Source organism: Serratia sp. Ae19-1, assembly GCF_059801225.1.
This window is the reverse complement of the sequence record NZ_JBCHWD010000006.1, coordinates 1-22,004: the sequence shown is the minus strand read 5'-3', so window position 1 is coordinate 22,004 and position 22,004 is coordinate 1. Positions and strand designations below refer to the sequence as shown.

The 22,004-nt window shown below is 59.9% G+C and carries 25 protein-coding genes; 10 read left to right on the top strand and 15 right to left on the bottom strand.

Annotated features, from left to right (window positions below; all coding sequences use genetic code 11):
* Positions 1-12: 12 nt before the first annotated feature.
* From AAIE04_RS17415 to lhgD, 3 genes are read left to right on the top strand one after another with little or no spacing between them, the layout of a single operon-like run.
* A complete protein-coding gene (locus tag AAIE04_RS17415) occupies positions 13-1,968 on the top strand; it encodes a TRAP transporter permease (RefSeq protein WP_498577417.1) in 1,956 nt (651 codons plus the stop codon).
* Entirely contained in the window at positions 1,965-2,684 is a 720-nt protein-coding gene (locus AAIE04_RS17410; RefSeq protein WP_198636536.1) for a FadR/GntR family transcriptional regulator, read from the top strand. Before AAIE04_RS17415 ends, AAIE04_RS17410 begins: the two co-directional genes overlap by 4 nt.
* Complete coding sequence (gene lhgD, locus AAIE04_RS17405; RefSeq protein WP_498577524.1) at positions 2,684-3,874, top strand: L-2-hydroxyglutarate dehydrogenase; 1,191 nt, start codon at positions 2,684-2,686, stop codon at positions 3,872-3,874. The genes AAIE04_RS17410 and lhgD overlap by 1 nt, the downstream gene beginning before the upstream one ends.
* A 30-nt stretch (positions 3,875-3,904) precedes the next feature.
* On the opposite strand, the gene AAIE04_RS17400 is transcribed toward lhgD, so the two are convergent.
* The 5 genes from AAIE04_RS17400 to AAIE04_RS17380 all read right to left on the bottom strand — a co-directional run bounded on the left by AAIE04_RS17400 (position 3,905) and on the right by AAIE04_RS17380 (position 9,338).
* Complete coding sequence (locus tag AAIE04_RS17400) at positions 3,905-4,669, bottom strand: SDR family oxidoreductase (RefSeq protein ID WP_498577416.1); 765 nt, start codon at positions 4,667-4,669, stop codon at positions 3,905-3,907.
* Between the two features lie 137 nt (positions 4,670-4,806).
* Positions 4,807-5,727, bottom strand: coding sequence for a sugar ABC transporter substrate-binding protein (locus tag AAIE04_RS17395; protein ID WP_498577415.1), 921 nt, complete (start codon positions 5,725-5,727; stop codon positions 4,807-4,809).
* A 62-nt stretch (positions 5,728-5,789) separates the two neighbouring features.
* Complete coding sequence (locus AAIE04_RS17390; protein ID WP_025160279.1) at positions 5,790-6,830, bottom strand: ABC transporter permease; 1,041 nt, start codon at positions 6,828-6,830, stop codon at positions 5,790-5,792.
* A gap of 15 nt (positions 6,831-6,845) precedes the next feature.
* Positions 6,846-8,330: a sugar ABC transporter ATP-binding protein gene (locus AAIE04_RS17385; protein WP_019454744.1), complete on the bottom strand. Its 1,485-nt coding sequence runs from the start codon at positions 8,328-8,330 to the stop codon at positions 6,846-6,848.
* 78 nt (positions 8,331-8,408) lie between these two features.
* The gene (locus AAIE04_RS17380; protein WP_019454743.1) at positions 8,409-9,338 is read right to left on the bottom strand and encodes a sugar ABC transporter substrate-binding protein; all 930 of its coding nucleotides are present in this window, start codon (positions 9,336-9,338) and stop codon (positions 8,409-8,411) included.
* 496 nt (positions 9,339-9,834) lie between these two features.
* On the opposite strand from AAIE04_RS17380, the gene AAIE04_RS17375 reads away from it, so the two are divergent.
* The 3 genes from AAIE04_RS17375 (at position 9,835) to dcuR (ending at position 13,128) form a co-directional block, all read left to right on the top strand.
* Positions 9,835-10,677, top strand: a complete 843-nt coding sequence (locus AAIE04_RS17375; protein ID WP_498577414.1) for a class I fructose-bisphosphate aldolase — start codon at positions 9,835-9,837, stop codon at positions 10,675-10,677.
* A 125-nt stretch (positions 10,678-10,802) separates the two neighbouring features.
* Positions 10,803-12,416 (top strand): sensor histidine kinase, encoded by a 1,614-nt coding sequence (locus AAIE04_RS17370; RefSeq protein WP_498056983.1) that lies wholly within the window; start codon positions 10,803-10,805, stop codon positions 12,414-12,416.
* Positions 12,409-13,128, top strand: a complete 720-nt coding sequence (gene dcuR / locus AAIE04_RS17365) for a two-component system response regulator DcuR (protein WP_074054488.1) — start codon at positions 12,409-12,411, stop codon at positions 13,126-13,128. Before AAIE04_RS17370 ends, dcuR begins: the two co-directional genes overlap by 8 nt.
* A gap of 37 nt (positions 13,129-13,165) precedes the next feature.
* Here the strand turns inward: dcuR and AAIE04_RS17360 are convergent, their stop codons facing one another.
* From AAIE04_RS17360 to fabV, 4 genes are all read right to left on the bottom strand, one after another.
* Positions 13,166-13,501, bottom strand: coding sequence for a hypothetical protein (locus AAIE04_RS17360; protein ID WP_025160280.1), 336 nt, complete (start codon positions 13,499-13,501; stop codon positions 13,166-13,168).
* A gap of 42 nt (positions 13,502-13,543) precedes the next feature.
* Positions 13,544-13,849, bottom strand: a complete 306-nt coding sequence (locus AAIE04_RS17355) for a hypothetical protein (protein ID WP_498056985.1) — start codon at positions 13,847-13,849, stop codon at positions 13,544-13,546.
* A gap of 171 nt (positions 13,850-14,020) precedes the next feature.
* A complete protein-coding gene (locus AAIE04_RS17350; protein ID WP_498056986.1) occupies positions 14,021-14,239 on the bottom strand; it encodes a hypothetical protein in 219 nt (72 codons plus the stop codon).
* A gap of 226 nt (positions 14,240-14,465) precedes the next feature.
* Positions 14,466-15,665, bottom strand: a complete 1,200-nt coding sequence (gene fabV / locus AAIE04_RS17345; RefSeq protein ID WP_498577413.1) for an enoyl-ACP reductase FabV — start codon at positions 15,663-15,665, stop codon at positions 14,466-14,468.
* Positions 15,666-15,866: 201 nt separating this feature from the next.
* Here fabV and AAIE04_RS17340 point away from each other — a divergent pair, with 201 nt between their 5' ends.
* Complete coding sequence (locus tag AAIE04_RS17340; RefSeq protein WP_498577412.1) at positions 15,867-16,703, top strand: aminoglycoside phosphotransferase family protein; 837 nt, start codon at positions 15,867-15,869, stop codon at positions 16,701-16,703.
* A gap of 39 nt (positions 16,704-16,742) precedes the next feature.
* On the opposite strand, the gene AAIE04_RS17335 is transcribed toward AAIE04_RS17340, so the two are convergent.
* Positions 16,743-17,093, bottom strand: coding sequence for a DUF4377 domain-containing protein (locus tag AAIE04_RS17335; protein WP_064291232.1), 351 nt, complete (start codon positions 17,091-17,093; stop codon positions 16,743-16,745).
* 426 nt (positions 17,094-17,519) lie between these two features.
* Between AAIE04_RS17335 and AAIE04_RS17330 the strand changes: the two genes are divergently transcribed.
* Together AAIE04_RS17330 and AAIE04_RS17325 are read left to right on the top strand one after the other, a co-directional pair.
* Positions 17,520-17,729, top strand: a complete 210-nt coding sequence (locus AAIE04_RS17330) for a hypothetical protein (RefSeq protein ID WP_498577411.1) — start codon at positions 17,520-17,522, stop codon at positions 17,727-17,729.
* 73 nt (positions 17,730-17,802) lie between these two features.
* On the top strand, positions 17,803-18,021 hold the full coding sequence (locus AAIE04_RS17325) for a hypothetical protein (RefSeq protein WP_197667489.1): 219 nt from the start codon (positions 17,803-17,805) through the stop codon (positions 18,019-18,021).
* On the opposite strand, the gene AAIE04_RS17320 is transcribed toward AAIE04_RS17325, so the two are convergent.
* The 5 genes from AAIE04_RS17320 to ftnA form a co-directional block, all read right to left on the bottom strand.
* Positions 18,018-18,422 (bottom strand): hypothetical protein, encoded by a 405-nt coding sequence (locus AAIE04_RS17320; RefSeq protein WP_498577410.1) that lies wholly within the window; start codon positions 18,420-18,422, stop codon positions 18,018-18,020. The two genes, AAIE04_RS17325 and AAIE04_RS17320, sit on opposite strands and share 4 nt — an antisense overlap.
* Before the next feature lie 491 nt (positions 18,423-18,913).
* A complete protein-coding gene (locus tag AAIE04_RS17315) occupies positions 18,914-19,255 on the bottom strand; it encodes a YebY family protein (protein WP_025302452.1) in 342 nt (113 codons plus the stop codon).
* A gap of 69 nt (positions 19,256-19,324) precedes the next feature.
* A complete protein-coding gene (gene copD / locus AAIE04_RS17310; protein ID WP_198637389.1) occupies positions 19,325-20,206 on the bottom strand; it encodes a copper homeostasis membrane protein CopD in 882 nt (293 codons plus the stop codon).
* Positions 20,207-20,208: 2 nt separating this feature from the next.
* Positions 20,209-20,592 carry a CopC domain-containing protein YobA gene (yobA, locus tag AAIE04_RS17305; protein ID WP_019454719.1) on the bottom strand — a complete coding sequence of 128 codons (384 nt, stop codon included), beginning with the start codon at positions 20,590-20,592 and terminating at the stop codon, positions 20,209-20,211.
* Between the two features lie 323 nt (positions 20,593-20,915).
* Positions 20,916-21,434, bottom strand: a complete 519-nt coding sequence (gene ftnA / locus AAIE04_RS17300) for a non-heme ferritin (RefSeq protein WP_019454718.1) — start codon at positions 21,432-21,434, stop codon at positions 20,916-20,918.
* 344 nt (positions 21,435-21,778) lie between these two features.
* Between ftnA and AAIE04_RS17295 the strand changes: the two genes are divergently transcribed.
* Positions 21,779-22,004: DNA polymerase III subunit theta (locus AAIE04_RS17295; RefSeq protein ID WP_498577409.1), on the top strand; the 226-nt coding region annotated here is incomplete at its 3' end.

Genomic DNA, 22,004 nt, shown 5'->3' with positions numbered 1-22,004 from the left:
CCAGGAGGACGTATGAGCACTCACTCTTCTTCACCGCAGCCCGCCGTCGATCTGGACAAGGAAGCCGGCGCCGGCAGCCGGCCGCTGAGCGGCGTCTATCTGCAGTTGGCGACCGTCCTGGCGATCGCCATTTCCGCCTACGCCATCTACGCCAACGCGCTGTCCAACACCCAAGAGTTCTATCGCAACACCACCTTCCTGAGCGGCATTCTGATCCTGGGCTTTATCCTGTTCCCGTTTTCAGCTCGCCACGCCACCCGCAGCTTCAACCGTTGGGACTATCTGTTCATCATCCTGACGCTGGTCAGCTACGGCTATTTCTACGTTAACTATGTCGATCTGCACGTGGTACGCAAGAGCATTCCCAACACCACCGATTACGTCATGGCGGCGATCGGCATCGGCGTCCTGTTCGAAGCCGCGCGCCGCACCACCGGCTATTTCATTCCCGGCCTGGCGACCTTCGCCATCGTTTATGCGCTGTTCGGCCAGTATTTCATGGGCATTTTCGGCCACGGCGGTTTCTCGGTGGAGCGCCTGCTGTACCGGCTGTTTATGACCAGCGAAGGGATTTTCGGCATCACCCTGTCCACCGCCTCCACCGCCATCGTGGTGTTTATTCTGTTCGGCGCCTTTCTCAGCGTCAGCGGCGCGACCGCGCTGTTCAACGATCTGGCGCTGGCCGCCGCCGGACGCCGCCGCGGCGGCCCGGCCCAGGTGGCGGTGATCTCGTCGGCGCTCACCGGCTCGTTGAGCGGCAGCGCGGTGGCCAACGTCGCCACCACCGGCACCTTCACCATTCCGCTGATGAAAAGCATCGGCTTGTCGCCTCGCTTCGCCGGCGCCGTTGAGGCCACCGCTTCCACCGGCGGCATGATCATGCCCCCCATCATGGGCGCGGCGGCATTTATCATGGCCGGCTTCCTCGGCATCTCATACACCACCATCGTCATCGCCGCCATCGTGCCGGCGCTGCTCTATTACGCCGCGCTGATCATGGCCATCGATCTGGAAGCCAAGAAACAGGGCCTGAAGGGCATCAGCAAAGAGAACATTCCCCAGGTGCGCGCAGTGCTGAAGGCGCGCGGGCTGTTGCTGCTGCCGCTCGTCATCGTCATTGGCACGCTGCTGCTGGGCAAAACGCCGATCTACGCCGGCTTTCTCGGCATCATTTCGATCATCGTCGCCAGCTGGCTCACCCCCGACAGCTCGGTACGCATGACGCCGAAAAAAATCGCACTGGCCCTGAACGACGCAGCGCGCGGCTCGATTCAGGTCACCATCGCCTGCGCCGCCATCGGCGTGATCATCTGCGTGGTGACCATGACCGGCATCGGCTCGACGCTGGCGTTCAACATCGTCGCCATGACCGACAACACCCTGTGGATGATCCTGCTGGTGGTGATGCTGGTGTGCATCGTGCTCAGCATGGGGCTGCCCTCCACCGCGCTCTACATCGTGGTGGCGGTCACCGTGTCGCCGATCCTGATCAAGGCCGGCGTGCTGCCGCTGGCGGCGCACTTCTTCGTGTTCTGGTTCGGCGCACTGTCCAACATCACGCCGCCGGTGGCGCTGGCCAGCTACACCGCCGCCAGCATCGCCCGCGCCGATCCGATGCAAACCTCGTGGGATGCGGTGCGCCTGGCGCTGCCGGGCTTTATCATTCCGTTCATTCTGGTCTACAACCCGATGCTGCTGATGCAGGGCGACGATCTCAATCCGCTGTCGGTGCTGCATATGGTGATCAGCGCGCTGGTGGGGATCTACGCGCTGTCGATCGCCAGCGCCAATTTCTGGCTGATGAAAACCCATTGGCTGGAGCGGGTGCTGTTTACCACGGCGGCGATTTTGCTGATCAAACCGGGCCTGATGACCGATCTGGGCGGCGCGGCCCTGATCGCCGCCGCCGCCGCCATGCACCTGCTGCGCTATAAGCAGCGCGCCGCGCTGCCAGGGGGCGCGTCATGATCCGCAAGGTGACGCGCCAGAAAGCCTCTCATCAAGTACTGGCGCAGCTGAAAGCCGGCATCAACGACGGCACCTTTCCGGTCGGCGAGAAGCTGCCGTCGGAAAATGTGTTGGCGGACGCGTTCGGCGTCAGCCGGGTGCCGGTGCGCGAGGCGCTCGGCGTGCTGGAGGTCAGCGGCATCATCTCCTCACGCCAGGGCGGCGGCCATCGGGTGGAACAGCATTCGCTGCTGAGCAAATACGAGCCGCTGGTGATGGAAATCGCCGACCGCCGTGAGGTGGAGGCACTGTTGGAAATGCGCGAAGTCATGGAGCAGCAGGCGGCGCGCATGGCCGCCGAGCGCCGCACCGAACAGGAATTGCAGGCGATCGAACAGGCGCACCTCGCCTTTCGTCACTGCACGCTGAACGACGGCCAGATCGGCTATCGGCAGGACTACCTGTTTCACCGCGCCATCATGCTGGCTTCACATAACCCGTTTTTCGTGCAAATCCTCGATAACATGCACGAGCTGTACCTGGGGGTGCTGGTGTACTCGCTCAGCAAAAATCGGGGGCGGCAGGCCGAGCGCCAGCGGGTGATCGACGAGCATGAACGGGTGTTTATCGCCATTCGCGACGGCGATGCGGCGGCGGCCACCGCCGCCATGCAAAATCATTTGAACAACGTGCGCGGCAAATTACGCCGCCTGGAAAACGAGGAGCAGAAGCCGTGATGTACGACGCGATCGTGATCGGAGCCGGCCTGGTGGGGCTTGGCGTGGTGAATGCGCTGCAGGAGGCGGATCCGCAGCGGCGCATTCTGGTGTTGGAAAAAGAGCGCGGCCCGGCGGCGCACCAAAGCGGCCACAACAGCAACGTGGTGCACTCCGGCATTTACTACGCGCCCGGCAGCCTGAAAGCGCAGTTGGCAAAACAGGGCAACCGCAGCATGTTCGCCTTTTGCCGCGAACACGACCTGTATCACGACCAGTGCGGCAAGGTGATCGTCGCCACCCAGTTGAACGAGCTGGAGCGGCTGGAGAATATCTATCAGCGCGGCCTGCAGAACGGCCTGCAGGTCACCCGGCTGTCGCAGGCGCAGCTGCGGGAGCGTGAACCGCACGTTAACGGCCTCGAGGCATTGCTGGTGCCCGACGCCGGTATCGTCAACTACGCGGAGGTGGCCGCCAAGCTGGCGGAGATCATTGTGCGGCGCGGTGGCGAAATCGCTTACGGCCATCAGGTCGAGGCCATTCGCGAGCACGCCGGCAGCGTCACCGTCACCGCCGCCGGCGACACCTTCGAAGGACGGGTGCTGGTCAACTGCGCGGGGTTGTTCAGCGATCGCATCGCCAAACTGGCCGGTTACGAAATCGGCATGAAGATCGTACCGTTCCGTGGCGAATACTATGTGCTGGACGAGGCGAAAAACCACCTGGTCAACCATCTTATCTACCCGGTGCCCAACCCGGACTTCCCGTTCCTCGGCGTGCATTTCACCCGCATGTACAACGGCAAGCGCGACGTCGGCCCCAATGCGGTGCTGGCCTTCAAACGCGAAGGCTACCGCAAGTGCGACTTTAACCTGCGCGATCTGAGCGAGGTGCTGGGCTATCGCGGCTTTTGGAAAATCGCCGGCAACTACCTCGGCGAAGGGCTGGCGGAAATGCGCCGTTCGCTGTCGCGCCGCCGTTTCGCCGACAACGCCCGCCGGCTGATCCCGGCGCTGCAGGAACAGGATATCCGGCCTGGGCCGGCCGGGGTGCGCGCCCAGGCGTTGACCGCCGACGGCAAGCTGGTGGACGATTTCCACTTCGTACAGGGAAAACGCTCGCTGCACGTGTGCAATGCCCCCTCCCCGGCGGCGACCGCCTCGCTGGAGATCGGCCGCGAGATCGTACGCCGCCACCTGTCCGCTTTCTGACGCCCGCTGAAGCCGCGGGCGCCCGTGGCCTCAGCCGCGCTGGATGGACACCCCGCCGTCCACCAGCATCGCGGTGCCGGTGACGAATGAAGAAGCGTCAGACGCCAGATACAGCGCCGCCTGCGCGATCTCCTCCGGCATCGCCAGCCGCTTGAGCGCGTGCAGATCGGCCACCTGCGCCAAGGCCTCCGGAGTAGCGCTCATCTGCCGCCCCATCGCGGTATCGGTGCCCCCCGGCAGCAGCGCGTTCACCCGAATGCCACGCCCGCCGAACTCCACCGCCAGCGCCTGCGTCAGGCCAATCAGCCCCGATTTGCTGGCCGCATAGGCCGCCGTGCCGGGAAACGCCGCGGTGTGGCCGACGAACGTGGAGGTGAAGATCACCGAACCCGCGCCGCGCGCCTGCATGGCGGGAATTTGATATTTGGCGCTGTAGTAAGCGCTGGACAGGTTGGTTTCCAGCACATCGCGCCACTCTGAGGCGGTGAGCGCCAACGAAGGCCCCAGCGGCCCCAAGGTGCCGGCGTTGTTAAAAGCGATATCCAGCCCGCCGAACTCGCCGACCGCTGTCGCCGCCAGCCGTTCGGCGAAGGCTTCGTCGCGCACGTCACCGGCTACCGCCAACGCCCGGCCCCCCTCGCGCCGAATGTCCTCCACCAGCTCGGCCAACAGCGGCTCGCGCCGGGCGCCCAACACCAGCGCCGCCCCCTGCCGGGCGAACAACAGCGCCGCCGCCCGTCCGATCCCCGAACTGGCGCCGCCGATCACCGCCACCTTACCGTTCAATGCGTTCATCTCTTATCCTCACACCGTAGAAGAGCCTCAGTGTGACGCAACATCCGGCGCAGCGCTGGCCGCAAGCGGACATGCAATTGGCGCAATAAAAAAGGCGCTGCAAGCAGCGCCACGGCAACGCGGATCCGACGGCGAACTCAGGGTTTGGCCGCATATTTCTCCTGATTGGCCGGCGTCACCAGCTCGAACGGGATCCAGTAATACGGTTCAAGCTTTTCGCCGTTGATCATGCGCTGCGCCACCTCGACCGACGCTTTGCCCTGACCGATCGCGTCCTGGAACACCGTGACCTGCATCTTGCCGGAGGCCAGCGCCTTGAGGCCGTCGGGCGTGGCGTCGATGCCGCCGATCAGCACTTTCTTGTCCGCCTTGCCCGCCTGCTGCAGCGCCATGATCGCGCCGATCGCCATCTCGTCGTTGTTGGCGGCGACGATGTCGATCGTTTCGCCGTTGGTCAGCCAGTTCATCATCAAATCCATGCCCTCACTGCGTGAATAGTTGGCGCTCTGCTTCTGCACCACCTTCATGTTCGGGTATTTGGCCACCACCTGCTCCACGTCTTTGGTGCGCTGCAGCGCGCCGGCGTCGGTTAGGTTGCCGATCATCACCGCCACGTTGCCCTGATAGTTGGCCAGCCGCGCCAGTTCTTCCATCTGCAGCGTGCCGGACTCCCGCTCGTCGGAGCCGACGAACACCACGCCCTGAGGCAGTTTGGCGTCGCCCGGCGTGCGGTTCACGTACACCAGCGGCACGCCGGCGGCCTGTGCCATTTTGGTCATCACCGGCGTGCTGGCCGAGTTGACCGGATCGACGATAATCGCGTCCACCCCGGCGCTGATAAAGCTCTGCACCTGATCGGTCTGGCGGCCGACGTCGCCGCGCGCATCCTCGAACTGCGCGGTGATGCCACGCGCCTTGGCCTCCTTGTCGATCGCCTGGCGGATAATGGTGAGGAAGTTCTGGTCGAAATAGGCCATCGATACGCCGATGGTTTGTGCCCATGCCGGGGTTGACGCACACAGCGCCACCGCCAGCCATAGCCCTTTCAGAAAGTTCATGATGCGTCCCCCGGTAAAAAAAGACCGCCGGCCAACCTGGCGCCGGCGGCAATTCACGGCAATCAGTGTTTTTTGCGGTTGCGACGCATGTCGATCGACACGGCGGCGACGATAATCACGCCTTTGATGATGTCCTGAATGTAAGAATCGACGCCGATAAAGGTGAAGCCACTTTTGATAAGGCCAAGGATCACCGCGCCGATCAGCGTGCCGGTGATGCGCCCGACGCCGCCCATCAGGCTGCTGCCGCCGATCACCGCTGCGGCGATGGCGTCCAGTTCATAAGACATTCCCATGCTCGACTGGCCGCTGCTGACGCGCGCCGCCAGCACCACCCCCGCCAACCCCGCCAGGCCACCGGCGATGGTGTAAACCGTCACCAGGTACTTGTTGACGTTGATGCCGGAGACCCGCGCCGAGGTCATGTTGCCGCCGATGGCGTAGATGTATTTGCCGTAGCGGGTGTGCTTGAGTGCGATATGGAAGATCACCGCAATCACCAGGAAAATGATCACCGGCATCGCGCCCTGGCCGATTGACGTGAAGCCGTCCGACAGGAAGCTGACCGGGTTGCCCTTGGTGTAGTACTGCGCCAGGCCGCGCGCCGACACCATCATCCCCAGCGTGGCGATGAACGGAGGAATGCCGGTGCGGGTGATCAGGAAGCCGTTGATAAAGCCGCAGACAATGCCCACCCCAATCCCCGCGCCGATCGGAATTGCCGCCGGCAGATCGAGCAGCCCTGGGTACATCGGCGAGATGCTGTCCGAGGTCTGCGCCAGGCTGGCCGCCACCACGGCGGTCAACGCAATCAGCGAGCCGGAGGAGAGATCGATGCCGGTGGTGATGATCACCTGAGTGACGCCCACCGCGATGATGCCGATGATCGCTACCTGCAGCACGATCAGCAGCAGGCGGTTCGGGTTCAGCAGGAACGACTGATCGCGCATGTACCAGCCGAGGATTTCGAAGATCAGCGCGATGCCGATCATCACGATGAAGATGCCGGTGTCCTTCGGCATTTTGCCGCTCAGCCCGGAGAACAGCGTTCCCTTACCCGTTGAATCGGCGGAGAGCGGCTTCTCAATCTTTACGTTACTCATGATGTTCACCCTTCGTTATTCTGAGGCCAGCGCCAGGATCTTCTCCTGATCCGCGTCGTCTTTATCCAAAATGCCGGTGATGCGGCCGCCGTGCATCACCATCACCCGGTCGCTCATGCCGAGGATCTCTGGCAGTTCGGAGGAAACCAGAATGATGGCGACGCCGCGGTTGGCCAGCTCGCTGATCAGGCGGTAGATCTCCGCTTTCGCCCCCACGTCGATGCCGCGCGTCGGTTCGTCGAGGATCAGGATTTTCGGCTGCGCCAGCAGCCAGCGCGCAATCAGCACCTTTTGCTGGTTGCCGCCGCTGAGGTTATTGATGATCTGATCCATGGTCGGCGTTTTGATGTTGAGCTTCTTGATCTGCGCCATGCAGTCTTTGGCCATCTGCACGTGGCTGACGAAACCGTTCTTGCCGATGTATTCCGACAGGTTGACGATGCTCATGTTCTCGACCACCGACAGCACCAGAAACAGGCCGGATTTCTTGCGGTCTTCGGTGAGGAACGCCAGCCCGCTCTCGATCGCTTTGGCCGGGGAGTCCACCTTTACCGCCTGGCCTTCGATAAAGATCTCACCGCCGTCCGCCGGGTGCATGCCAAACAGGCTTTCCATCACTTCGCTGCGCCCGGCGCCCACCAGCCCGGCGACGCCGAGGATCTCGCCGCGCTTGACGCTGAACGACACGTCATGAAACCAGCCGCTGCGGCGCAGCCCCGCCACCCGCAGCACTTCCTCGCCGATGTTGTTGTTGAATTTGGGGAACATCTGCGTCAGTTCGCGCCCCACCATCATGGCGATCAGCGACTGTTTGGTCAGGTTCTCGGTCTTGTCGCAGGCGATGAAGGTACCGTCGCGGAAGATGCTCACTTCATCGGTGATGGCGAAGATCTCGTCCATCTTGTGGCTGATATAGATGATGCCTTTGCCCTGCTCGCGCAGTTCGCGAATGATGGCGAACAGGTGCACCACTTCGCCTTCGGTCAGCGCCGAGGTCGGTTCGTCCATGATCAGCACGTCGGCGTTGTAGGACACCGCCTTAGCGATCTCCACCATCTGCTGGTTGGCGATGCTCAGCTCGCCCACCAGCGTTTCCGGCTGCAGTTTGATGTTCAGCCGCGCCAGCAGCTCGCGGGTCTGCTCGTTCAGCTGCTCGTGGTTGACAAACCCCAGCCGCGCCGGCTCGCGCCCCAGCCAGATGTTTTCCGCCACCGTCATGTAGGGCACCAGGTTCAGCTCCTGGTGGATCATGGAAATGCCCGAATGCAGCGCCTGCAGTGTGTCGCTGAAGGTGACCGGCCGGCCTTTGATTTTGATCGAGCCTTCGTCCGGGTGGTAGATGCCAATCAGGCATTTCATCAGCGTCGATTTGCCCGCGCCGTTTTCCCCCATCAGCGCGTGCACGCTGCCGGGTTTGATTTTAATCGAGACCTTATCCAGCGCTTTGACGCCGGGGAACTGCTTGCTGATGCCTTCGGCCTCAAGAACATAAGGGTACATACCGCTTACCTCCGCACTGACCCACGTTTTCCGCCGCAGGCGCCCCACACCGGCGGCGCCTGCGACAGGCTTCAAGGCTTATTTCTTGTTTTTATCGGCGAATTGCTGGTAATTGGCCTGGGTAATCAGCTGGTAAGGGATCAGCACGTTGCTCTCCACTTTCTCGCCTTTCACCAGTTGCATGGCGGTCTGCACCGCGCCTTCGCCCTGGCCCTTGGCGTCCTGGAATACGCTCAGCGCCAGATCGCCCTTCTTGATGAACTCCAGCGCGTCCGGCGTGCCGTCAACGCCGGCCACCAGCACGCCGGATTTCTTGGCTTGCTTCAGCGCCAAAATAGCGCCGATGGCCATTTCGTCGTTGTTGGCAGCGATGGCGTCAATCTGCTGGCCGGACAAAATCCAGTCGGTGGTGACGTCCACCGCCTCTTTGCGGAAGAACTTGGCGGTTTGCTTATCGATTATCTTGATGCCGGGGTAATTGGCCGCCACCTCTTCCACGCCGCGGGTGCGGTCGCGCGTGGCTTCACTCGACAGCTCGCCCATCAGGATCATCACGTTGCCCTTGCCGTTCATCAGCTTGGCCAACGCTTCCATCTGCAGCTTGCCGGCCAGCTTGGAGTCGGAGCCGACGTAGGCCATGCCGGCCGGCAGCGCCACTTCCGGCTTACGGTTGACGAATACCAGTGGGATCTTGGCCTTCTCGGCCAGCTTGATCATCGGCTTGACGCCCTGAGTATCCACCGGGTTGAGGATGATGGCGTCGACGCCCTGGCTGACGAAGTTCTCGATTTGTTGAATTTGCTGCGCGATGTCGCCCTTGGCGTCTTCGAACTGACCGCTGACGTTGCCGTCGGCTTTCATTTTGTTTTGCATCGACTGGCGCAGAATGGTGAGGAAGTTGTCATCGAAGTAAGCCATGGAAACGCCGATCTTGATGTCTTTCGCCAACACGCTGGCCGGCAGCATGCACATCAGTACCGAGGCGGCGATCAGTTTCTTCAGCTTCATGTTCGTTACCCTTTAATCGTTAGAATGAAGAGGTCTGTTGGTTGACAGCTAATGAAAAATATTTTTTACATTCAAACAACAATACGGTCGGTATTATCCCTTTGATACGGCGAATTTACCGCGTCATCGCCGCATTAAGGCCGTGAACAAAATGGTGATCGATATCTCAAAACAGATTAAAAACAATTAATTGAAATAAACCCCTGGCACAGCAAGCGACGCTGGCATCGCATTTTTAAATGTTTATTTCACAATTGAGATTATTGAAACTTTTTAACCCAAACAAGCGAAACATGCGTTTTGGAATGGCTTATTAACAAAAACATGACACGGATCTAACAAATAAAGTGAAAGCCGTCGACGAACGCCCCCCTTTCGTGCGCCGCACCGAGCGCCGGCAAAAACTGCGAGCGGGCGCGCAGTTTGCGGTTTCCGCGTTTCCCGACCATCCTTACTCGGCAATAATGGACATATCCCTATCTCAGGAGGACCTGACATGCAGCTCAGCAGTAAGGTGCGGATGAACCGCCTGTTCAACAACGGCAAGTGCCTGGATGTGGCGATCGATCACGGCATCGCCAACGAACCGGATTTCTTGATCGGCCTGGAAGATATCGAACGGGTGATGGGCAACTTGATCGCCGCGCGCCCTGACGCGATTCAGGTCAACTACGGCCAGGCGGATCTGCTGCAGTGCGCGCCGCAGCGCGAAAAACCGGCGCTGGTGATGCGCACCGACGTCGGCAACGCCTATAACGCCGCGCGCCACCGCGAAATGTGGGCGGTGCTGCACAACCCGGAGGCGCCGATCCTGGCGGCGCTGCAAATGGACGCCGCCGCGGTGGTGGTCAATCTGTATATGATCCCGGATGAACCCGGCATTTTCCGCCAGTGCGTGGAGAACATCGGCCGCCTGCGCCACGCCTGCGACCAGTACGCCATGCCGCTGATGATCGAGCCGCTGGTAATGGCGCCGGCCGGCCAGGGCGCCGCCTACGGTTCGCTCGGCGACGTGGAGAAGATCGTGCCGCTGGTGCGGCTGGCGCGCGAACTGGGTGCCGACATCATCAAGGCCGACCCGACCGAGCGGGTGGAAGACTTCCACCGCGTGGTGGAAGCGGCGCGCTGCCCGACGCTGGTGCGCGGCGGCGGCAAGGGGGAGCTGGGGCCGGTGCTGGAGAAATCCGCCGCGCTGATGGCCCAGGGCGCCTCCGGCATGGTCTACGGCCGCAACGTCTATCAACACAGCAATCCGTCGCAGGTGGTGCGCGCCCTGATGGCGATCATCCACCAGGGCGCCAGCGGCCAACAGGCGCTGGAGATCTACCACCAGCAGTGACCCGCTTTTGTAACTAAAATAACCCCTCCGCACCCCGGCAGCATGCTATAACCTGCTGCCGGTAACTGCAGCCTGCCGCATTCCTCGCTAGAATACGCCGTGATATCGCCATTCGGAGAACCTCCATGCCAAAACAACGGGTGCCGCTCAAGCTGAGCACCTCCATCACGCTGATGGTGTCCGCCATCATCGCTTCGGTGCTGCTGGTGGTGTTCGCGCTGTTTTTCGTGCAGATGAGCCGCGAAGGGCAAGAGCAGCTGCAGCAAAAAGCCATCGCCGTCGCCAACACGCTGGCGCTCTCCAGCACCGTGGTCGACGGCCTGCAGCGGCGCGATCAAAGCGGCGCCATTCAGCGCTTCGCCGAGCAGGTGCGCCATCAGAACGAGCTGCTGTTCGTGGTGGTGGTGGATATGCAGGGCATCCGCTATTCGCACCCCAAACCCTGGCTGATCGGCAAACATTTTATCGGCGACGATCTGGCGCCGGCGCTGCAAGGCAACGTCAACAGCGCCATCAACCGCGGCACGCTGGCCCCGGCGCTGCGGGTGTTCGTGCCGGTGTATGACGAACAACGGCGGCAAATCGGCGTGGTGGCGCTCGGCATCGCGCTGGATACCGTGCAGCGGGTGGTGGCGGAAAGCCGCTGGATCATCTATTGGACCATCGCCTTCGCCGCGCTGGTCGGCAGCCTGGGCACCTTCTTCCTGGTCTCTGCGCTCAAACGCATCATGCTGGGTTTTGAGCCTTACGAAATATCCAACCTGTTCGAGCAGCGCAACGCCATGCTGCAATCGATTAAAGAAGGCGTGATCGCGGTCGATAATGATTCCCGCATCACCATCGTCAACGACGAGGCCAAGCGCTTGCTGCGCCAAAGTGGCCCGCTGGAGAACCTGCTGCTGGAAGCCGCCAGCAAGCATTGGCCGGCGCAATTGCATCTGGCGGAGGTGCTGGCCAGCGGCAAGCCGCTGCGCGATCGGCAGATCAGCTTCAACGGCAGCGAACTGCTGACCAATACCGTGCCGGTGATCGTCAACGGCCGGGTGACCGGTGCCATCGCCACCTTCCGCGACAAGACCGAGGTCAGCCGCCTGCTGCAGCGCCTGAGCGGCATGGCGCACTACGCCGACGCGCTGCGGGTGCAGTCGCACGAATTTATGAACAAGCTGCACGTGATACTCGGCATGCTGCATATGAAGGCTTACCAGCAGTTGGAAAATTACATCATCAATACCGCCAGCAACTATCAGGAAGAGATCGGCGCGCTGCTGCGCAAGATCCACTCACCGGAAGTGGCGGGCTTCTTCATCGGCAAGATCAGCCGCGCCCACGAGGCCGGCATCGAGCTGACCATCGAGGAGACCAGCCTGCTGCCGGAAACCGACGACGCGGAAACCACCCACGTGCTGATCAGCGTGCTCGGCAACCTGATCGAAAACGCCATCGACGCCATCGACGGCGTTGAGGGCCACGAGATCGGCCTGAGCTTCCATCACCACGACGATCAATTACACTGTATCGTCAGCGACGACGGCCCCGGCATCGATCCGGCGATCGCCGCGCGCATCTTCGAACACGGATTTTCCACCAAGGGGACGGGACGCGGCATCGGCCTGGCGCTGATCCGCAGCCACCTGGAGAAACTGGGCGGCAGCATCGATTTCGAATCCGAGCCGGGCGAGCTGACCCAATTTTTCGTGCACCTTCCCTATCAGGCCAAGAGCAGAACCCATGATTAACGTACTGATTGTCGACGACGACCCGATGGTGGCGGAGCTGAACAAATACTACCTGAGCCAGATCGGCGGTTTTCACTGCCAGGCGACGGTCGCCACCCTGAGCCAGGCGCGCGCCCTGCTGGCCGACGCCAGCGTCAGCATCGATCTGGTGCTGCTGGATATCTACATGCAGCAGGAGAATGGGCTGGATCTGCTGCCCGGCCTGCGCGAGCTCGGCGAGAAGACCGATGTGATCATCATCTCCTCCGCCAGCGACGTGAATACGGTGCAAAAGGCGCTGCACTACGGCGTGGTGGATTACCTGATCAAGCCGTTCCAGTTCAGCCGCTTCAAGGAGGCGCTGAGCCACTACCGGCAGCAGTCGCAGCTGTTGGCGCAGCGCGAGTTTTCGCAGGCCGACGTCGACAGCCTGCTGCGCCGCCAGCCCGGCGGCCAGGAGAGCAAGAAGCTGCCGAAAGGCCTGACCAGCATCACCCTGAGCACGGTGTGCGAGTGGATCGAACAGCAGCACGACAGCGAATTCTCCACCGACAACCTGGCCAACGCCATCGGCATTTCGCGGGTCTCCTGCCGCAAGTACCTCATCTACCTGGCGGAGAGCGGCATTCTCGGCACCCGTATTCTGTACGGCGCCACCGGCCGTCCGGTCTATCTGTATCAGCTGAAACCGGACGCCATCGCCATGCTGAAAGAGCATTGCCGCCCGGCCTAAACGACGCCGGGCGCAGAAAGCGCCCGGCGGTTAAAAGTTAGAAGTTGTACATGTAACACTTCGCCTCGGGGTGAGGATCTTTCGAGTATTTCCGCAGGCAGCGCTGCTTTTTCTGCTGCTGATCCAGGTGACGCTGCTGCCGCTTGGCGCTCTCTGCGGCCTCGCGCTGTTGCTCGCGGGCGATCGCCTGTTCGTTGGCCTGCGTCAGGTTATCGACGTTCCACACCTTGTGGCGCAAGGCATCGCGCTTTTTCCGGTACTCCTCGGTGATCTTACTGTCCTTCGGCGGCGCCGCATGGTATTCCAAATCTACCCGCGCCTGCGCGAAGCAGGCGCAACACAAGGCCACGCCGGCCAACACTGTCCTTTTCATCAATGATTCCTTTTACATCGTTTTACTCTGCGCGCACGCCGGTCAGCATCCATTCGGCGATGCCGGCGGCTTTTCCTCTGAACGGGGCGTGCGCTGCCCGCCGGTGACGGGCATTTTGCCGGGCTCGACTCCACACTCCGCCAGCCGCGCCAGCTCTTCCGCATCGCGCTCTGTCGGCGGCGCTTCCTCGTTCATTTCCTGCCGCAGATCCTGCGCCAGCGATTTCAGCCGCTTTTGAAACAGCACCGGCGACACACCTTCACATTGTCTGTCGTAGCGCGCCGCGCCGGCGCTTTGGCTTAGCGGCAGCAACAGCAAGAGAAAGATCGCGGCCATGTCCTTCGCCATGGGCAACTCCTTTGATTACACCGAAATAAACCGGCAGTTCCCTATAAGGAAAACGAATTGTCTGCTAACGCAATGAATGGTCGGGCCACAGCAGAATAACGCAGGAAAGATAAACCCTCCGACAATACCGGCAGAATGCGCGAGTTAATTTGGCTGAATATATTTAGCGGCTTAACGATCGGATATTTTCGACCAATCGAAGGTGCCGCCAATACCGACATTTCCTTCGTGCAATACCGAGGAAGCGGACTCACCCGCCATGATGCGTTGCCGCTGTTCCCGCGTGGCAGGCTGCGGCTGAGACCAGTCTGGGGACGTCGACGTCGGCTGAATCGCGCTGCAGGCGCTCAACAAAAATAACGATACCGGGACCCAATAACGCCATGTCATCGTTTTCTCCTTAAAGGAAATAAAATACCCGCAGCCGGCGGCAAGGGTAAATAAAAAATGACTTTCTTTAGTTTAATAACCGCCGTTATTTCAGCACTGCCCCGGCGATGTTAATAATCTGATTAGCCTGTTAACCTGAAATAAACATATTCGCTTAGCCGACCGATAATTTACAGGCAATAAAAAAGGTCGGGCAAGCCCGACCTTGTTTGACCGCTCGACGCGCTTAGACCAGTTCGATCACTTCGAAGTTGGTTTCGCCGCTCAGATCGGCGTCGTAGTCAACGCCCTGCAGACCGAAACCGAACAGGCGCAGGAACTCCGCCTTGTAGCCCTGGTAATCGGTCAGCTCGTTGATGTTGCTGTCGTTCAGCTGCTGCCAGATTTCACGGCAGGTTTCCTGCACGGCGTCGCGCAGTTCCCAGTCATCCAGACGCAGACGGTGTTTCTCGTCGGTATCCGGCGCCGCACCACTGTACAGCTTGGTGGCGAACAGACGCTGGATCTGCTCGATGCAGCCTTCGTGAATGCCCTGCTCCTTCATGATTTTGAACACGATGGAGATATACAGCGGCATGACAGGAATGGCGGAGGAAGCCTGGGTCACCACCGACTTGAGCACCGCAACGTAAGCCGCGCCGCCTTTGGCCTGCAGTTTCTGGTTGATGGCGTGCGCCGCGCGATCCAGATCTTCTTTCGCCTTGCCCAGCGTACCGTGCCAGTAGATTGGCCAGGTCAGATCGGTACCGATGTAGGAGTAAGCGACAGACTGCGCGTTATCCGCCAGCACGCCCGCTTCGTCCAGCGCGTCCATCCACAGCTGCCAGTCCTGGCCGCCCATCACCTTCACGGTGTCGGCAATTTCTTGCTCGTTGGCCGGCTCGACCACGGCTTCAACCAGCACGTCTTTGTTGGTGTCCAGCGCGACGGATTTGTACGGCTCGCCGATTGGCTTCAGCGCGGAACGCACCACTTCGCCGGTTTCCGGCATTTTACGCACCGGCGAAGCCAGCGAGTAAACCACCAGGTCAACCTGGCCCAGGTCTTTTTTGATCAGATCGATCACGGTCTGACGGCACTCGTTGGAGAATGCGTCGCCGTTGATGCTTTTCGCGTACAGGCCTTCTTCTTTAGCTGCCTTGTCGAAACCGGCGGAGTTATACCAACCGGCGGAACCGGTTTTGCCTTCGCTGCCAGGCTTCTCGAAAAATACGCCGATGGTGGCCGCACCGCTGCCGAAAGCGGCATTGATGCGCGAGGCCAGACCGTAACCGGTGGATGCACCAATGACCAGCACCTTTTTAGGCCCGTTTTTCAGTTCGCCGCGCGACTTAACGTAGGCGATTTGCTCACGGACGTTGGCTTCACAGCCTGCCGGGTGAGCGGTGGTGCAGATAAAACCACGAATTTTAGGTTTGATAATCATAGTAATTTTTTCTTGGTAGCTAAAAACCGAAGGACAATATACCTGATTTTCTCGATATACTTAAGAAAGTGCGCAAACAAGCGCAGTGACCAGACCAGTCGGGGCCGCCACCCTGCGCCAGTGAAGGAGCCGTACCGGGTGAATGCCATTCCCAAAATACATGCCGATGAGGCCGAGATTTCCCTCCCCCATGTCCGAGCTATGCTCGCCGAACAGTTCCCGGCCTGGGCGGCGTTGCCCATCGAACTTGTCACCACCGGCGGTACCGACAACGTGATGCTGCGGCTCGGCGACGAGCTGTTGATTCGTCTGCCGCGTACCGCCTCGGCGGCCGAAGCGCTGACGCGCGAGAACCGCTACCCCGCGTTGCTGGCACCTCATCTGCCGGCACCGATTTCCGTTCCGTTAGCCCAGGGCAAGCCGAATGGCACCTATCCTTTCGCCTGGAGCATCGGCCGTTGGATCCTCGGCCGCACGCCCGCCTGCGGCGAATGCAGCCCGGCGCTGGCGACGCAGTTGGGTGAGTTCGTGCGCGCACTCCACGCCATCCCAACCGCAGGCCACGCGATCAGCGCTTATCGCGGCGGCCCGGTCAGCGCCAGAGACACCCTCACTCGCGAATCTATTGCCCAGTGCGCCCCTCACCTCGACGCTGCCGCCCTACTGCAAGCATGGGACAGCGTGAGCCAGGTGAGTGAAAACACCGGCGGCGCATGCTGGCTGCACACGGACATTCAACCCGGCAATCTGCTGATCGACAACGGTGAGCTGGCGGCGGTGATCGACTGGGGCGGCATCGCCATCGGCGATCCTGCGGTCGATATGATAGTTGCCTGGAACCTGATGGGAACGGAAGCCCGAGAACATTTCCGCCAGGCGGTGAAAGTGGACGATGAGACCTGGCGGCGCGGCCGCGCCTGGGCGCTGTCGATTGGCGTTATCGCTTACGCCTACTATGTCGATAAGGAGCCTTTACTCACGCGCACATCACGCTACCAGCTGAAGCAGGTCGCGGCGGAGATGGGATTGACGCTATAAAACAGCAGGCCGGACGCACTTCGCCCGGCCTGATAATCATTACGCCTTGTTCTTTTCCAACTGCTCAATCAGCGTATAACGCAGCGATGAGGCATCGGCCGGCACGTTCTCCACCGGAGTGACGCGCACTTTCAGCCGATACTGATAACCCGGTTCGAAGGTGAAGCCTTCGATGCCGGTATAGAACAGCTCCCACGGCTGCTGCGCGGAACGGCGCACCTGCATGCACTTCATCGGGCCGACGCCCACGCAATCGACCAGCGCGCTGTTCACCAGCAACACTTCCGTTTGGCCGCCTTTTTCGTTTACGGGCTGATTCATCGAGGTTCCCTCCTGGCTGCAGCCGGCCAGCGCGGCCAACGCAACAAATAACAACGCTTTAATTTTCAATGTACTGCACCAATAGTCATGTAGGTCAGGCGATCCTAACAAATTGGCCGGGTGAATTGAACCTTGCTGCGCGCCGCAGATAGGCCATTCGTTGCAAGGATCTGGGGTGGCTCGCGCTCCCCCTCGTCGAGACTATCATTCACCATCACTCTCATAAGCCTAGTAAATACCTGAAAATAAATTCCCTGTTCTTATCCGAACCGGTAATTACTCCCATTGTTTTTTCTGTTAGAAACAGCTGGCTTGCGCAAGCTTTACGCTATTTAACCATATCGATAAAGAGGGCATTTTATGTAAGAGATCGAGGCTAAATATTTTCACCTGATCGCCGGCGGCGGCAACTTTGCCGACAATCGCAGCAGCAATGGACGCGTCAATAACAACGGTGGCAACAACAATGGGGGCGGTAAATCGTCCGACGGCAACATGTATCAGAAACACACCTCCCCAGACTGCATTAACGGCATCATCACCGGCTCACTAGGAGGGCTTGGCGGTCTAGCGCTGGGCGCGCTCAACGGCGGCTGTTTCAAAGAGGCCAGCAAAGGTGGCGGCAACATCGGCATGGGGCAAGGCGGCAACAAGAGCAACTGCAATAATAATAGCAACAAAGGTGGCAACACCTGCTCTCGCTAAGCGGTTTTAATTAATCAAAGCCCCGGCTGAGTCTTTCCGTTCGGTCGGCGCTTTCAGCATTTCGGTGATAACGATGTTTAAACTGTTCCGTACCTTGTGCCTGCTACTCGGCTTTTGGATCGCCACCCTGCTGCTCAGCGGCGCCGGGGTCTCTTTTACCCACGGCTACGCCGCGCCAAAAAACCTGTCGCATTTCGTCGTCTCGCTGGTGGTGGTCGGCGCCATCCTGCTGTGGGTCAATAAATTGCTGCGGTTCTTTTTTGCCGAGAAATTTGAGAAGAAGCCGCGTTAAGCCGTGTTCTCACTTTGGTCGTCGCCCGCAATGATAAAACCGGCATCACGAATCGCCGCCTTCACCTGCCTGGCGTCCATCACCGCCGTTTTCACATAGCCAAAAAAGGCCACCCGCACGCCGGGCAAACGGACTGGCGTCGCCAGTTGGGCACTGAGTTCGCGATTGCGCTGCGCCATCAGCTCGGCACGCTCCTGCCAAAACGCGGCCGGCTCGGTGGGAGTTTCAGTGGCGGTTTCGAACAGAGACGCCCATTCGCTGAGCGCCTCCCACTCAGCCAACAGCTCGGCAACCACTTCAGGATTAGCCACCTGCACCCAGTCAGGTGGTAAAGCCGCCTCACGCCACGCCTCGAGATAGCCGGGCAACGCCTTCTTCAACCGACTCAGCCGATCGTTCAACGCAGGCTTCCTTTTATAATAATTAACACATTGATATTAATCACAATATCATCCTCACTTAACCGGCGATGGGAACAATGAACGGAGCTTATCAGCGCCTTAGATGACGTAATGACTTTTGGTGCGGCTGAATTAGCGATATGTGCGAGTGGAGGATGGGGATGGAGGTCGAGTTAGTGAGCTGTGATTCGAAAAGAGGAATGGGAATTGTTGCTGGCGTATTAAGTGGGATTTACTTATAAATCAAGCACACAAAAAAAGACCGAATACGATTCCTATATTCGGTCTAGGGAAATGGCTCTTGGGAGAGAGCCGTGCGCTAAAAGTTGGCATTTAATGCAGGGCTTGTTCAGCCGTGCACTTTAAGAGTAGCCTACCGCGCCAGTTTTGCCAGCCGCCCGGCGGCCGCGTGATAGTTTCGTGACGAAATAACTATGCGGCAAATGCGCATCAATCCGCGCACATTGGACAAGACGTTGGCAAACAAGCGGTTAGTCAGCGCACAGCTTCTCGGCGCGCTCGATGAACGGCGCCAGGCTCATTTTTTTCCCCGGTTCGGCAGGGTCGTCCAGCAGGAGCACCTCCAGCGGCTGCGCACGCTGATGGCCCTTCTTCACCTGCTGCTCCGCCGCGTCGTTGAGCGGGTATTGCATCAGGGTGCTGTTATTCAGCACGAACAGCGCGCCGCCGCTGCGGCACTGCAGCGTCACCTCTTCCTTGGTGAACGCCCACTGTTTGCCGTACTCCAGTTTGGTGATGTTAACCAGTTTGTCTGCCGCCAGCGCGCCGGTCGCGGTTGCCAGCAGCGTAATGCCGAGTAATACCGATTTCATGTGATGGCCTTAAGGTTGCTATTCGCGTCGATTTTCCCGCAGCTTGCCGGCCTGCGGCAAGCTGAAATGTCATACCGGCGCATAGGTTGCAAATAAACTGACCAGCAGCAGCACCGTCATTCCCAGCCCCACTTCGATCCAGCAGGCCAGCACCACGCCGCGCTGCGCCAGCGCCGGTACACGGCTCATCGCCGGCACGATGGCGTAGCGATTGGCCAATGCCACCATCACCATCAGCGCCACCAGCGCGGTTTTGATCAGCAGCAGGCGCTGATAAGGGGAGCTGAGATTTAGCGGCCAGCCGCCGAGTATGATCAGGCTGTTGACGATGCCGGTAACGATCACCGCCGCCACCGCCAGGTGCCCCCAGCGCGAGAAACGGATCAGCGTGGTGATGGCGTCGCTGCGCCACTGCGGCGGCTGCAGGTAGCGCAGGCACACCAACAGCGGCGCCAGGCAACCGAACCAGTAGCCGGCGGCCAGCAGGTGTACTGCATGGTTGGCGCGGTGCAACACGCCCAGCGCGCCTTCGTGCATCGCCGCGTGGCCGATGAACGCCAGGCTCACCAGCAGCAGCGCCGAGCATAGCGCCAACGCCTGCGCACGCGGCCGTTCCGGCAGCAGCAGGCTCAGGATCGCCAGCAGCGACAGGCCCAGATGCCAACGCCACACTTCGCCGAAGGTGGTGCCGAGTACCGCCCACCAGACCTCCAGCCGCCAGGCGTCTTCCCAACCGTCGCCCATCTGCCCGGCCTGGATGGCCAGCAGCGCCACGGCGGAAAGCCCGGCTACCCAGGTGCCGGCAAGCAGCAGCGGACGCACATCGCGGGAGAGGATCGGGGAGAGGCGCTGCGGTGACAATAAGGCGGTGAACAGACTAATGCCGAACATCAGCATCACCGCCGCAAAGTGCACCAAGCGACACAGAACGAACAGGGTCGCCAGACTCACGGTCAGTTTACGGTGAAGCTGTACTGGCCTTTGGTTTTATGCCCGTCGACCGACACCACATGCCAGCTGACGTTGTATTTGCCCGCGCTCAGCTCGCCTTCGATCGGCACGTTGACCTGGGTGTTGTTGTTCGGATCGAGCTGCAGCTTGCCGGTTTTCACCACGGCGTTGTCCGGGCCGGTGATTTTCACGCCGCTGAAGTTCGGCTCGATGCCTTCGGAGAAGCTGAGGGTCAGCGCCTTCGGTGCCGGGCTGACGCTGGCGTCGGCCTTCGGCGTTTCCACTTTCAGGTGGGCGTGCGCCAGCGCTTGCTGTGAAGACAGGCCAACGAACAGGACGAAAATGGTGGAAAGCAGGCGACAGGAGGAACGAATTTTACCGATCACAGTGGTATCCCTTAACAGTAAAAGAGGGTCATAAGGGTTAAGGCCACAGCCAAGGCGATGTATCAGCGGCCCCAACCCACCGCAAATGATTGCGCCACGGGTAAACAGAAAACGGGTTGTATCGGCTAACCCGCTGTTTTGACTCTACCATCCCTGTAGCGTATCGCGGTAAATGATAACGACCACACCGCGGCAAGTCGAGCGCATCACTGGCATTTTGCGATCCGGCAGCACGTATCGCCGCATAACCGCGATAAACGCAGGGTAAAAAAAACCGCGCGTCAGGCTCGCCCGCGCGCGGTTTTTCGACGTTCTTCCGGGGATCAAGCCTGGCCGTTGCCGCCCTGGCCCATCGCGCCCATCTTCTTCAGATCTTTGTCGATGAAGAACAGGCCTTTGCCGCTGGTGCCCACCAGCGCCAGCTTATCCAGCACGGATTTGAACAGCTTCTCTTCTTCGTGCTGCTCCGCCACGTACCACTGCAGGAAGTTGAAGGTGGAGTAATCATGAGAGGACATTGCCGCGTGCGCCAGCTCGTTGATCTGACGAGTGATCAGCTTCTCGTGTTCGTAGGTCTGCTCGAACACATCCGCCAGCGATTCGAATTCCACCGGCGGCGCGGCGATGGTGCCCAACAGCGGCAGAGAGCCGGTATCGCTCAGGTAGTCGAACAGACGTTGCATATGCTGCATCTCTTCCTGAGAGTGCTCTTTAAGAAATGCGGCGGCGCCTTCAAAGCCTTTATCGCTGCACCATGCGCTCATCTGCAGGTACAGGTTGGCGGAGTAGAACTCCAGATTCAGTTGCTCATTCAGCTTTTGAGTCATTTCTTGCGTCAGCATAATGATTCCTTTTATTTTGCAGGTCATGAATTTAATTTCCGCGCATTATGCCCTGCTGCCGTAAAAATAAAAACACCTTATTTACACTCAAATCACATTAATTATAAAAATCCTATATATCAACAAATTATAATATCACCACCACATTGAGAATTAACATGATAATTATTTTCATCTTTTAGTTTAATCAAAAAGCGAATCATTCTTATTTAAAAGAATAAATAGATTGCATTACTGCTGGATAAATATCGCTCCCGGCAACGGCGTAATGGGCTTGCCAAGCGCCGCCGGGTGGATTACCTTCTGCGCAGATTCAATGCGGCAAAGTAAGTAAGGAGCATAGCGTGGGTTACAATCTGGCCGAGCTGCCCAAAGAGGAAATGGACAGGGTGAATGTGGATCTCGCCGCCTCAGGCGTGGCGTACAAAGAGCGCTACAACATGCCGGTGATCCCGGAAGTGGTAGAGCGCGAGCAGCCGGAAGCGCTGCGCGATTATTTTCGCGAGCGCGTGGCGCATTACCGCGCCGAATCCCACAGGTTTTCGCGCCTGCCGTACGAGCCGAAGGCCA